8 protein-coding genes and 1 pseudogene are annotated in these 11,954 nt (G+C 74.2%); 5 read left to right on the top strand and 4 right to left on the bottom strand.

Annotated features, from left to right (window positions below):
- Positions 1–96: 96 nt before the first annotated feature.
- Positions 97–480 (bottom strand): annotated as a pseudogene (locus tag ACZ55U_RS37875) (helix-turn-helix domain-containing protein); the annotation flags it as partial.
- 148 nt (positions 481–628) lie between these two features.
- Between ACZ55U_RS37875 and ACZ55U_RS37870 the strand changes: the two are divergent.
- Complete coding sequence (locus ACZ55U_RS37870; protein WP_465533977.1) at positions 629–2,053, top strand: pyridoxal phosphate-dependent decarboxylase family protein; 1,425 nt, start codon at positions 629–631, stop codon at positions 2,051–2,053.
- A gap of 46 nt (positions 2,054–2,099) precedes the next feature.
- On the opposite strand, the gene ACZ55U_RS37865 is transcribed toward ACZ55U_RS37870, so the two are convergent.
- The 3 genes from ACZ55U_RS37865 to ACZ55U_RS37855 all read right to left on the bottom strand — a co-directional run bounded on the left by ACZ55U_RS37865 (position 2,100) and on the right by ACZ55U_RS37855 (position 7,094).
- A complete protein-coding gene (locus tag ACZ55U_RS37865; RefSeq protein ID WP_465533975.1) occupies positions 2,100–2,768 on the bottom strand; it encodes a hypothetical protein in 669 nt (222 codons plus the stop codon).
- A gap of 100 nt (positions 2,769–2,868) precedes the next feature.
- A complete protein-coding gene (locus tag ACZ55U_RS37860) occupies positions 2,869–3,102 on the bottom strand; it encodes a hypothetical protein (protein WP_465533973.1) in 234 nt (77 codons plus the stop codon).
- Between the two features lie 116 nt (positions 3,103–3,218).
- Positions 3,219–7,094 carry a non-ribosomal peptide synthetase family protein gene (locus ACZ55U_RS37855; protein WP_465533979.1) on the bottom strand — a complete coding sequence of 1,292 codons (3,876 nt, stop codon included), beginning with the start codon at positions 7,092–7,094 and terminating at the stop codon, positions 3,219–3,221.
- Between the two features lie 374 nt (positions 7,095–7,468).
- Between ACZ55U_RS37855 and ACZ55U_RS37850 the strand changes: the two genes are divergently transcribed.
- The 4 genes from ACZ55U_RS37850 to ACZ55U_RS37835 all read left to right on the top strand — a co-directional run bounded on the left by ACZ55U_RS37850 (position 7,469) and on the right by ACZ55U_RS37835 (position 11,828).
- Positions 7,469–8,152, top strand: a complete 684-nt coding sequence (locus tag ACZ55U_RS37850) for a GNAT family N-acetyltransferase (RefSeq protein WP_465533971.1) — start codon at positions 7,469–7,471, stop codon at positions 8,150–8,152.
- Between the two features lie 261 nt (positions 8,153–8,413).
- Positions 8,414–9,676 (top strand): MurT ligase domain-containing protein, encoded by a 1,263-nt coding sequence (locus tag ACZ55U_RS37845; RefSeq protein ID WP_380696447.1) that lies wholly within the window; start codon positions 8,414–8,416, stop codon positions 9,674–9,676.
- A 46-nt stretch (positions 9,677–9,722) separates the two neighbouring features.
- Entirely contained in the window at positions 9,723–10,451 is a 729-nt protein-coding gene (locus ACZ55U_RS37840) for a type 1 glutamine amidotransferase (RefSeq protein WP_465533969.1), read from the top strand.
- Positions 10,452–10,802: 351 nt separating this feature from the next.
- A complete protein-coding gene (locus ACZ55U_RS37835) occupies positions 10,803–11,828 on the top strand; it encodes a 6-phosphofructokinase (protein WP_380696443.1) in 1,026 nt (341 codons plus the stop codon).
- Positions 11,829–11,954: the final 126 nt, after the last annotated feature.

The raw sequence follows: 11,954 nt of genomic DNA, 5'->3' as shown, positions 1-11,954 counted from the left end.
TTCCAGCACCGCCCATTGGGCGTCCGTCAGATCTCCCCGAGCCATGGAACGTGATCATCTCACGACCTTGATCCACTTCTGAAACAGGCCCTAGTGCCACTGCCCGCGGGTGCCGTCGGTGCGGTTGCGGCGGATCTCCCGGCTGATCGTGGAGGGACTGCGGTTCAGTTCCGCGGCGATGGCCCGCACGGTGGCCTTCTCCCGCAGCCGGTCGGCGATGTGGATCCGCTCGTCCACGCTCAGGTACCGGGACGGCCCTGAAGGCGGCACCACCGCGTCGATCGGTGGTGCCGCCTTCTGCCGTCGGTCGGCGCTGCGGCCGTTTCGCCACTTGTTGCCCGTCCGGCGGTCAACACCGATGATCCGGCACGCCTCGGTGTTGCTATAGCCCTGCTGCATGAGCTGGGAGTATGCCGCTCGTTCCCGGGACAACTTGTTGCGCCCCTGGGGCTTCCGGTCCGCTCGGATCTCGAAGTCCATCGCACCCCTTGAGCTGGGGTGTTGCAACGACTCCTAGAACCCAAGTATGCACGGGCCCTTCTGCATACGATCACCTCTTCGTAAGATCGCTGGACCACGGTGCGCCGAGGACGCCGCGCCCGCCTCCCCGGCCTCCCTGGAGCACGCCATGACCACCGAGGACTTCCGCGCCGCCGCCCACGCCACCGCCGACCTCGTCTGCGACTACCTCGCCGAACTGCCTGGGCGCCCGGTCTGGCAGCCCATGGACGACACCGCCCGCCGGGCCCTGCTGGACGCCCCGCTGCCCGACGGGGGCCGCCCGCTCGACGAGCTGATCGGCGCCATCGGGCGCGACGTCCTGCCGTACCCGATGGGCAACGGCCACCCGCGCTTCTTCGGCTGGGTGAACTCCGCCCCCGCCCCCGCCGGGGTGCTCGCCACCCTCGCCGCCTCGGCGATGAACCCCAGCTCGGCGGGCGGCGACCACGCCGACGTCCACCTGGAGCGCGCCGTGGTCCGCTGGACAGCCGAGCTGGTGGGCTTCCCGCACCCGGCCGGCGGCGGCCTGCTCACCTCCGGCACCTCGATGGCGACCATCGTCTGCCTCGCCGCCGCCCGTGACCGCGCCGCCCGCCGGGCCGGCCACGACGTCCGCGAGGACGGGCTCGCGGGCCTGCCGCCGCTGGTCGCCTACGTCACCGGGGAGACCCACTCCTGCGTCCGCAAGGCCGCCGAACTCCTCGGCCTCGGCAGCCGGCACCTGCGCACCGTCGCCACCGGCCCCGACGGCCGGCTGGACACCGCCGACCTGCGGGCGGCCGTCGAGCGCGACCGCGCCGCCGGCCTGCTGCCGTTCCTGGTGGTCGCCTCGGCCGGCACCGTCGGCACCGGCGCGGTGGACGAGTTCGGCCCGATCGCCGACCTGTGCGAGGAGCAGCGCCTCTGGCTGCACGTGGACGGCGCGTACGGCGCCTTCGGCCGGCTCGACCCGGCCATCGCCCACCGTTACGCCGGCCTGGAGCGCGCCGACTCGCTCGCCCTCGATCCGCACAAGTGGCTCGGCGTCCCGGTCGACTGCGGCTGCGCGCTGGTCCGCGACGCCGAGGAGCTGCGCGGCACCTTCAGCCTCGTCCCGTCCTACCTGCGCGACGAGGCGGCGGGCGCGCTCGGCTGGTTCTCCGAGTACGGCACCGAGCAGACCCGCCCCTTCCGCGCCCTCAAGGTCTGGGCCACCATCGCCCACAAGGGCCGCAGCGGCCTCGCCCGGGACATCGCCCGGTGCACCGCGCTGGCCCGCCGTCTCGGCGAACTCGTCCAGGCGGACGAGGAGTTGGAGCTGCTCGCCGAGGTGCAGACCTCGATCGTGGCGTTCCGCCACCTCGCCCCGGGGCGCGACGAGGCCGCCCGCGACGCCCTCAACCGCGAGCTTCCCGTCGCCGTCCAGCGGCGCGGCCGGGTCTTCGTCACCGGCGCCCGCCTCGGCACGACGGAGATGCTCCGCGCCTGCCTGCTCAACGCCGCCACGACGGAGGACGACCTGCGGCTGCTGCTCGCCGAGGTCAAGGCGGCGGCGGGCGAACTGCTCGGATAGCGGCGCCGGACCGGCGCCCGGACCCGGGTGCCGGTCCGCCCGCCGGTCAGTCCTCCGCCGCGACCTCGACCGCCTCGCGGACCTCCAGCGCCCGCTGTGCCAGGTCCTCGGGGCCGGTCTCACCGGTGTTGTCGATGACGAAGCCGACGGTCTCGCCGTCCGCCCACACACAGGTGGTCTCCGAGGTGCTCGGATAGTCCAGCGCCGCGCACTCCAGGACGCCGCCGAGCGGGCCCGCCGGGTACGACGCGCGCTCCGAGACGGCCTCGTGCATCACGCTGCGCCTCGACAGCTCACCGAAGTACCGGTTCAGCTCCCGCTGGGGGTCCGAGAAACTGCCGGTCACTCCGACCACCGTCAGCTCGGCCTTGGCCGACCCCGCCGCACCGTAGCGGGCCACCGAGAGGTCCCGGTACCTGACGGCCTTCGTCTGCCCCTGGAAGTCGGCGCGCACCGCCTCGGTCTGCCCGTCCTCCGGCATCCGGACCCGGTGGCCGAGCTCCTCCGGCAGCAGGATCCGGTGCGGGGGCGGCGCCCCCGCACCGGTCACGGCCGCCACGGTCAGCGCGGTGGCCAGGCCCACCACGACCACCCCCGCCGCCACGAGCTTCGGGGACACCCTGCGGTACCAGGGCAGCGGAGCCACCGGCTCCAGGGTGTTCGCCCAGATCGCCTTCAGGCCGCCGGGTCCCTCGGGGGACCGCTCGGATTCCATACCGTCCGTCTCGTCTCACTCGCATGATCGACTGCTGAACGAATCCACGGATGGTATGCCAACGCGCCGAGCTCCCGCACCAGGGTTCCGGCGGCGGCGGTCAGCCCTGGTCCGCGGGCCGGATCACGCAGGCCGAGTTCGCGAGGACCGAGCCGAAGCCGCCGAGCAGGGTGGCGACCAGCGCCCGGCAGGCGGCGGCCTCCTCGGGCGTCTTGGGGCCGTTGTTCTCGGAGGCGGCGGCCGGCCCGGCGAGGGCGAGCGGCAGGGCCAGGAGCAGGGCGCAACAGGCGGTGGCCAGGGCGGCGTTCTTCACGGGCGCGGTCTTCGCGGACACGGGGGAGCCCCTTCGGAGGAGACGGGTTCGGTGGAAAGCCGAGCCATCCCTATCCGAAGGGGCTCCCCCGCTCACGGATCCTGAGCCGTCCGTGAGCGTGTCCGGTCGAGGAGCGGTCACTCCGACGGCCGCCCCACCGCCCGGATCGCGCCGGCCAGCTCGGCCACCCCGTGCTCCCGCAGCACCCCGTAGTGGTCGCCCGCCAGCTCGACCACGGTGGGCGCCTCGGCCGAGTAGCCGGTGCTGCCCTCGATGAAGGAGTAGTCGTCGCCGGCCGCCTTGAAGACGGTCACCGGGGCGTCCAGCCGCCGTTCGGCGAGCTCGCGGAAGCTGTACTCGAACTCGTAGGTCCCGCCGACGATCCGGGCGATCCGCCGGATCACCTCCTCGTCCAGCTCCGGCAGCAGCCGGTGCACGGAGGCGACGAAGGTCGGCTCGTCCGCCGTCTCGGCCAGGCAGCGCTCCAGTTCGGGGCCGCTGGTCGTGCCGGTGAACACCGAGAACAGGATGGTCAGGTACCCGGGGTCGGCGTACGACGGCTCCCGGCCGCACCGCCGCCCGCCGGACCGGCGGACCTTCGGGTTGCCGGGGCAGATCAGCAGCAGCTCCGCGACCCGCTGCCCGGCCCGCTCCAGCTGCCAGGCCGCCTCGAAGGCCACCCGGGCGCCGAAGGAGTATCCCCACAGCGTGTACGGCCCCTCGGGCTGCACCCGCCGCAGTTCGGCGAGGTCGGCGGCGGCCGTCTCCCGGATCGTGGCGTACGGCGTCTCGCCCTCGTTGACGCCGTGCGCCTGGACGCCGTAGAAGGCCCGCCCGGCACTCGCCGCCCCGGCGAGCGTGCGCAGGTTCATCGGGTAGCCGCCCAGGCCCGGCCAGCAGAACACCGGCCGCCCCCGCTCCCCCGTCGTCAGCCGGACCAGCCGGGAGGCCGGCCGCTCGCCGGCCGCGGAGATCCGCGCCGCCAGGTCGCCCAGCCGGGGGCACTCGAACACCACCTGGAGCGGCAGCGCCGTCCCGAACTCCTGGTTGATCCGGTGGACCAGGGCGACGGCGATCAGCGAGTTCCCGCCGGCGGCGAAGAAGTCGTCCGTCACCGACACGTCCCGGTACTTCAGCGCCTGGCCCCAGGCCTCGGCCAGCCACCGCTCGTGCGCGGTGCCCGGGGCCACGAACGCGCCGCGTGCCCCGGCCGTGCGGACGGCCTCGGAGGCGGCCAGTGCCCCGAGGTCCACCTTGCCGTTCGCGGTGAGCGGCAGGGCGTCCATCACCAGCACCCGGTTGGGCAGCATGTAGTCGGGCAGCAGCCTGGCCAGTTCGTCCTTGACGATCTCGGCCGGGCCCTTCATGTGGACGGTGTCCTCGCGCATGCCCTCGCTGCGGATCTGCTCCTCGCTGACCTTGCCGCCCAGGAAGAAGTACGACGGTCCGGGGGCGATCCCGTGGCCGGCCAGGATCTCGTCGATGCGGCGCGAAGCGGGCAGTGGGTGGCCGGACTTGGAGCTGTAGCCGGAGGACATCAGGCCCAGGGCGAGGCCGTTGCGCTGGAGGCGGTGCAGCACCGCGCCGAGCACGACGTACTCCAGCCACTCCTCCTCGGCGCGGCTGACGGCGGTGATGCCGAACGCGGCCCGGGCGTGGACGGCCTGGTTGATCGCGATCACGTGCCGGGACTCCACCACCTCGTCCGAGAGGTGCGTCAACTCGCCGTCGACGTACCGGTAGAGGCCGCCCGGCAGGCCGCGCACCCGGTCGCCGTGGGCCTGGACGTACAGTTCGGCGCACTCGGGCCGCGCCGTGCCGTCGGCCCGGACGACCGCGAAGGCGCCCAGGTAGTGGTCCTCCTCGGCGACGTCCAGCCGCTCCTTGGCCCCCGGGTCGAGGCCGAGCGGGCGCACGTCCAGCCCGTACTCGGGCAGCACCTCCTCCAGGACGCCCAGCATGTGGCCGGTCTCGAACTCCAGCACCTCCCGGATGTTGTCCTTGTAGACCGGCTCGATGGCGCCGTTCCTGCCGCAGAAGTGCAGCGTGAGGCAGGCCTGCGGCCCGCTCCCGGCGGGGCCGATCCGGACGAGGGCGTGCTCGACCGGGTGGTAGTAGTACAGCCCGGCCGCGAGCCCGTCCAGGCCGCCGGTCTCCAGGTACAGCTGGGTCGCGTACAGGGCGCCGGGCGAGGCGTAGGAGTACTTGGGCAGCAGCCGCTCCTCGCTGTGGAACTGGCCGAACCACCGCAGGACACGGCCGAGTTCGGGCAGGCTCAGCGACTCCGGGGCCCGGCCGGAGGGGGCGGGGGCCGGGCGCGGGGCGAGCAGCGCGGTGAGGTCGTCCCGGGTGACGGCGCCGCCGTCGTAGAAGCGGTAGGTCTTGCGGGCGAAGACCGCCCGGCGCTGGGCCCCGGTCTCCGTCCGGCCGGGCAGCGCGATCCGCTCGCGGCCCGCCAGCCCGGCCCGGTCGCGCAGGCCCGGGTCGGACAGTTGGGCCCGGACCTGGAGCTTGCTGGCCTTGGACTGGTGGTGTCCGCCGTGGCTGCCCTGGTCCATCAGGGCCGCCTCGCGGGGGTCGAGTTCCACGCAGGCGACCAGGTTCGGGTGCCCGGTGCGGTCGTCGCCGGTGACGACGGCGGCCGAGCGGCGCACCCAGGTGTGCTCCTCGATCGCGCGGGCGATCTCGTCCAGCTCGACCCGGTACCCGCGCAGTTTGACCTGGTTGTCCACCCGGCCGGCGAACTGGAGGGTGCCGTCCGGGTTCCACCGCACCAGGTCGCCGGTGCGGTAGAGGCGCTCGCCGGAGGCGAACGGGGAGGTGACGAACCGCTCCGCGGTCAGCTCCGGGCGGTTCAGGTAGCCGCGGGCCAGCTGGACGCCGCCGAGGTACAGCTCGCCGACGCCGTCGGCGGCGACCGGCACCAGCCCCTCGTCCAGCACGTAGCACCGGGTGTCGGCCACCGGCCGGCCGATCGGCACCGAGTCCGCGCCGTCGCCCGGTTCGGCCGGGTCGACCAGGTGCCAGGTGGCGTTGATGGTGCACTCGGTCGGGCCGTACAGGTTGACCAGCTCGGCCCCCGGCAGGGCCCGGGCCAGGTCGCGGGCGAGCCTGCGGGAGAGCGCCTCGCCGCCGGAGAACACCCTGGTCAGGCCGGTGCAGCCGGCGAAGCCCTCGGTGTCGAGCAGCGCCCGCAGCAGGGTGGGCACGCACTGGAGGGCCGTCACCCCGTGCCGCCGCACGGCGGCGACCAGCGCCTCCGGGTCCCGGTGGAGCCCGGGTGTGCCGGCCACCACCCGGGCGCCGACCGCCGGGGCGAGGATCTCCCACTGGGCGGCGTCGAAGCTCATCGGGGTCTTCTGGAGCACCGTGACCTCGGGGCCGAGGTGCCCGGCGAAGTGCAGCCAGCGCAGCTGGGAGACCACCGAGCGGTGCTCGATCATCACGCCCTTGGGACGGCCGGTGCTGCCCGAGGTGTAGATCACATAGGCCAGCGACTCCGGCGCGAGGACCTCCTGCCCGGTCGCCTCCGGCACCGGCGGGGCGTCCTCGAAGGTGACGACCGCGGTCCCGGCGGGGACCAGTGCGGCCAGCCGCTCGCGCAGGTGCGCCCGGGTCAGCACGATCCGGGTGCCGCTGTCCTCGATCATGTAGCGGAGCCGGTCCTCGGGGTACTCCGGCGACAGCGGCAGGTAGCCGGCGCCGGCGTACAGGACGCCCCAGGCAGCGGCGACCAGTTCGACGGACGGCTCGACGTACAGGCCGACGCAGCCGTCCGGGCCGGCGCCCAGGCGACGCAGCCGCGCGGCCAGTCGGCGGGCGGCGGCGGCCAGCTGCCGGAAGGTGAGGCCGTCGCCCGCGCCGAGGACGGCCACGGCGCCGGGCCGGGTGCGGGCCTGCCGGTCGAGCAGACCGGGCAGCGCGGTGCCGACCTCGGCCGGGCGGGCGTGCGGGACGACCGGGGTGGCCGGGTCGGCCGGGTCGGTGGTGGGGACGGACGGGGTGGTGCGCATGGTGACGGCCTTCGGTGCGTGGACGTGCGGGCCCGGCCTCCTGCTCACCAGGGGCACCGGGGCACCAGGGGCACCGGGGCACCAGGGGCACCGGGGCGGGCGGGCGGGGCAGCGGGGCACCGGAGACGCCATCCACCGTCGGCCGCCCGCCGTCCCGGCCGCCTGAGGCAGCGGTCCGGATCTGCGGCACCCGGTCTTCCCGCCCGGGGACCATCCGGTCCCACCCCGTCCCGCGCGGGTCCCGCCCCCCGTCCCGCCCCCCGTCCCGCCCCGGTCCCGTCCCGGCCCCACCCGCACCCGGCCGCGCCCCGGGGCATTCGCGCGTTCACGATCACGTAACCGAACGGAAGCGCACCGTCGGTAGCGTCGGCGCCATGAAGGCATCACGCACACGCCCCGAACGGCTCTGGCACCGGCCCTTCCGCAGGTGCGCGGTGCCCGAGGGCCAGTCCGTCCGGCCGGACGGCACCGGCGGCCCCTCCCGGACCGTCCGCCCGCACCCGCCCGCCGGCCGCGCCGCCGGCCCGGGGCCGGAGGGCACGTCCCGGCTGCCGTTGCCGGACGGCACCGAGCTGCTGCTGCGCCCGGCCGCTCCGGCCGACCGGACGGCGGCCCTGGCGATGCACGGCCGCTGCTCCCCCACCGCACTGCGGCTGCGCTACCACGGCCCGGTCCGCGACGCCGGCCGCTACCTGGACCACCTGCTGGACCCCCGGCACGGCCGCAGCCTCGCGGTGACCGCCCCGGACGGACGGATCGTCGCGCTCGGGCACCTGATGTGGGACGACGACGAGGCCGAGCTGGCCGTCCTGGTCGAGGACGCCTGGCAGCGGCGCGGGCTGGGCCTGGCACTGCTGCGCCGGCTGTCGGCGGCGGCCCGGGCCCGCGGCGTCCGCACGGTGTACGCGGTGACCCAGGGCGGCAACACCGGGCTGATCGCCGCGATGCGCCGGCTGGGCGCACCGCTCGACTTCCACGCCGAGGACGGCACCCTGGTGATCACCGCCACGCTGGCCGCCGAGGAGGCGGCCGGCTGCGGCCACCGTCCGGGCCGCTGATCCTTTCTTCACCACACCCTCACGCGGACGGCTCGGGAACCCGGCGACCCCGGCGGGCGTCCTGAAGTAGCGAGAGGTCCCTCCGTACACCGCCCTCCTCGACGGGCCGCCGGCAGCACCCGCGAACGCGTCGCAGCAGGCGGCGCGGGGTCCGGATCGTCCGGACGGGCGACGGAGTCGGTAGGCTGACCCCCGTCCCCGCCGCCCGACGGCCCGTTATCCGGCCACGGGTGGTGCCGCAGCAAGGAGGAACCACTGAGCATGGCAGGCACCGAATCGGAGCCCACAGGCGCACGCGACGCCTCGCTGCCGGCCCGCGCCAAGATCGCGGTCACCGCCGGCCGGGTCGCCGCCGCCGTGTCGCGCAAGGCCGGGCGCGGGAGCGGCTCGGTGATCGGCGGCAAGGTCGCCCTCAGGCTCGACCCCGACCTGCTCGCCACCCTCGCCGACCACCTGGACGTCGTCCTGGTCAGCGCGACCAACGGCAAGACCACCACCACCCGCCTGATCGCCGAGGCGCTGCGCGCCGCCGGTCCGGTGGTCTCCAACGCCCTGGGCGCCAACATGCCCGCCGGCATCACCTCCGCCCTGGCCGGCGGCACGGACGCCCGCTTCGGCGTGATCGAGGTCGACGAGAAGTACCTGGCGACGGTCGCCCGCGACACCCGCCCCAAGGCGATCGCCCTGCTCAACCTCTCCCGCGACCAGCTCGACCGGGCCGCCGAGACCCGGATGATGGCCGAGAAGTGGCGTGAGGGCCTGCAGAACACCGAGGCCGTGGTCATCGCCAACGCCGACGACCCGCTGGTGACCTGGGCCGCCTCCTCCTGCAAGAAGGTGGTCTGGGTGGCCGCCGGACAGGCCTGGAAGGAGGACGCCTGGTCCTGCCCCGCCTGCGGCGGTGTGATGCAGCGCCCCGGCGACGACTGGTTCTGCCAGGACTGCGGCTTCCGCCGGCCCAACCCGCACTGGGCGCTCCAGGGCACCCACGTGATCGACCCGCAGCGCGGCGCCTGGCCGATCCAGCTCCAGCTTCCCGGCCGGGCCAACCTGGCCAACGCCACCAGCTCGGCCGCCGTCGCCGCCGTGTTCGGCGTCCCCCCGCAGGTCGCCCTGGAGCGGATGCGCTCGGTGGCCGCCGTGGCCGGCCGCTACGACGTGGTCCAGTACCAGGGCCGGGACATCCGCCTGCTGCTGGCCAAGAACCCGGCCGGCTGGCTGGAGACCTTCTCGCTGATCGACGGCCCGCCCGCCCCGGTGATCCTCTCCGTCAACGCCCTCGACGCCGACGGCACCGACACCTCCTGGCTGTGGGACGTCGACTACGAGCGCCTCGCCGGGCACCCGGTCTTCGTGATGGGCCAGCGCAAGCTGGACCTGGCCGTCCGCCTGGAGGTCGCCGGGCTCCAGTTCCACGTCGTGGACACCCTGGAGCAGGCCGTCCGGATGGCCCCGCCCGGCCGGATCGAGGCCATCGCCAACTACACCGCCTTCCAGCAGCTGCGGAAGGTCGTGGCCGGCTGATGCCGCGCCCGCACACCAGTCTTTACGTGACGGAAGGCCTTCGAGGATGAGTGAGAGCAGCCTGCGCGTGGTCTGGGTCTACCCGGACCTGCTCAGCACCTACGGCGACCGGGGCAACGCCCTGGTCGTGGAGCGCCGGGCCCGCCAGCGCCACCTCAACGTGACCCGGATCGACGTCCGCTCCGACCAGGCGATCCCCACCAGCGGTGACATCTACCTGATCGGCGGCGGCGAGGACCGCCCGCAGCGCCTGGCCGCCGAGCGGCTGCGCGCCGACAGCGGGCTGGTGCGCGCCGCCGAGAACGGCGCGATCATCTTCGGCGTCTGCGCCGGCTTCCAGATCATGGGCCACGAGTTCATCAACGACCTCGGCGAGCGCGAGCCGGGCCTGGGCCTGCTCGACGTCTGGACCGCCCGCGGCGAGGGCGAGCGCTGCGTCGGCGACGTGCTCGCCGACGTCGACCCCCGGCTCGGCCTGCCGCAGCTGACCGGCTTCGAGAACCACCAGGGCGTCACCCACCTCGGCCAGGGCGTGCAGCCGTTCGCCACCGTCAACGTCGGCCGTGGCAACGGCACCGGTGACGGCACCGAGGGCGCCTGGCGGGACACCGTCTTCGGCACCTACCTGCACGGCCCGGTGCTGGCCCGCAACCCCGCGGTGGCCGACATGCTGCTGAAGCTGGCGCTGGACGTCAGCGCCCTGCCGCCGGCCGACACCACCTGGTACGACGCGCTGCGCGCCGAGCGCATCGCGGCCACGACGCGTCCCCAGTAGTACGCCGGTCCGTCCCGGCCGGGTGCCCGCCATGCGGTCACCCGGTCCGCGGGCGGCCCCCGACGTACCACAATGGGGCTGCCTACTGCACACCCTCCTCGGCAGCAGGCCGCAATTCCGCGCGGGGGCGCCGACGGCGCCGCTCCCGCGTCGGCTCCTGCCCGGCCGGACCAGGGGCCGTATGCTCGACTTCACGGCCGTTCCCGGGCGTTCCGTCCGGACCGGCCGGTCCTTCACCCGACGGCCACCTCCCCGCCACCGCGGCGTGGAGGCGCCGCGTTACGGTGACGGCTCGTCGTCCCAGCCTGTAGTCCGGCCGTTCCTCGGTTCTGCTCGGGAGTTGCAAAGCTAATGCGTATCGGAGTGCTGACCAGCGGCGGTGACTGCCCCGGCCTGAACGCGGTGATCCGCTCCGTGGTCCACCGGGGGGTGGTCGACCACGGCGACGAGATCATCGGGTTCGAGGACGGGTGGCGCGGGTTCCTGGAGGGCCACCACCGCCCCCTGACCCTGGATTCGGTGAGCGGCATCCTGGCCCAGGGCGGCACCATCCTCGGTTCCTCCCGGGTCCAGCCCAGCCACCTGCGGGACGGCGTCGAGCGGGCCAAGAAGTACTGCTCCGACCTCGGTCTGGACGCGGTCATCCCGATCGGCGGCGAGGGCACCCTGAAGGCCGCCAAGCTGATGAGCGACGCGGGCCTGCCGATCGTCGGCGTGCCGAAGACCATCGACAACGACATCGCCGCCACCGACGTGACCTTCGGCTTCGACACCGCGGTCTCGGTGGCCACCGAGGCGCTGGACCGGCTGAAGACCACCGCCGAGTCCCACCAGCGGGTCATGGTCGTCGAGGTCATGGGGCGGCACACCGGCTGGATCGCGCTGAACGCGGGCATGGCGGCCGGCGCGCACGCCATCGTCGTCCCGGAGCGCCCGTTCCACATCGACAAGCTCACCGAGGTCGTCCGGGAGCGCTTCGACCGCCAGAAGAAGTTCGCCATCGTGGTCTGCGCCGAGGGCGCCAAGCCCGAGCCCGGCACCATGCACTGGGAAGAGGGCACCAAGGACATCTACGGCCACGAGCGCTTCACCGGCATCGCCACCCAGCTCTCCCGCGAGCTGGAGCACCGCCTCGGCAAGGAGGCCCGCCCGGTGATCCTCGGCCACACCCAGCGCGGCGGCACCCCGACCGCCTACGACCGGGTGCTCGCCACCCGCTTCGGCTGGCACGCCGTCGAGGCCGTCCACAAGGGCGCCTTCGGCCACATCACCGCCCTCCAGGGCACCGACATCAACCTGGTGCCGCTGGCGGAGGCGGTCGCCGAGCTGAAGACCGTCCCGCAGGAGCGCTACCTGGAGGCCGAGACGGTCATCTGACCGCCGCGCGCCGTCCCGGAGGCCCCCGGCCCCTTGGGTTCAAGGGGTCGTCGCAACACCACTTGGTTTCAGGTGGTGAGTAGATCACGTAGACGCTCGGCTGGGGTATCCCAGCCGAGCGTCTTG

The organism is Kitasatospora sp. NPDC034533 (assembly GCF_055575155.1).
Note: the sequence above shows the minus strand (reverse complement) of the source record. Positions and strands in the feature narration are given on the sequence as shown.

Coding starts and splice junctions, on each gene's coding strand:
- ACZ55U_RS37845 (WP_380696447.1), top strand. CDS start 8,414: ATGGCAGGCACCGAATCGGAGCCCACAGGCGCACGCGACGCCTCGCTG.
- ACZ55U_RS37855 (WP_465533979.1), bottom strand. CDS start 7,094: ATGCGCACCACCCCGTCCGTCCCCACCACCGACCCGGCCGACCCGGCC.
- ACZ55U_RS37870 (WP_465533977.1), top strand. CDS start 629: ATGACCACCGAGGACTTCCGCGCCGCCGCCCACGCCACCGCCGACCTC.
- ACZ55U_RS37865 (WP_465533975.1), bottom strand. CDS start 2,768: ATGGAATCCGAGCGGTCCCCCGAGGGACCCGGCGGCCTGAAGGCGATC.
- ACZ55U_RS37850 (WP_465533971.1), top strand. CDS start 7,469: ATGAAGGCATCACGCACACGCCCCGAACGGCTCTGGCACCGGCCCTTC.
- ACZ55U_RS37835 (WP_380696443.1), top strand. CDS start 10,803: ATGCGTATCGGAGTGCTGACCAGCGGCGGTGACTGCCCCGGCCTGAAC.
- ACZ55U_RS37840 (WP_465533969.1), top strand. CDS start 9,723: ATGAGTGAGAGCAGCCTGCGCGTGGTCTGGGTCTACCCGGACCTGCTC.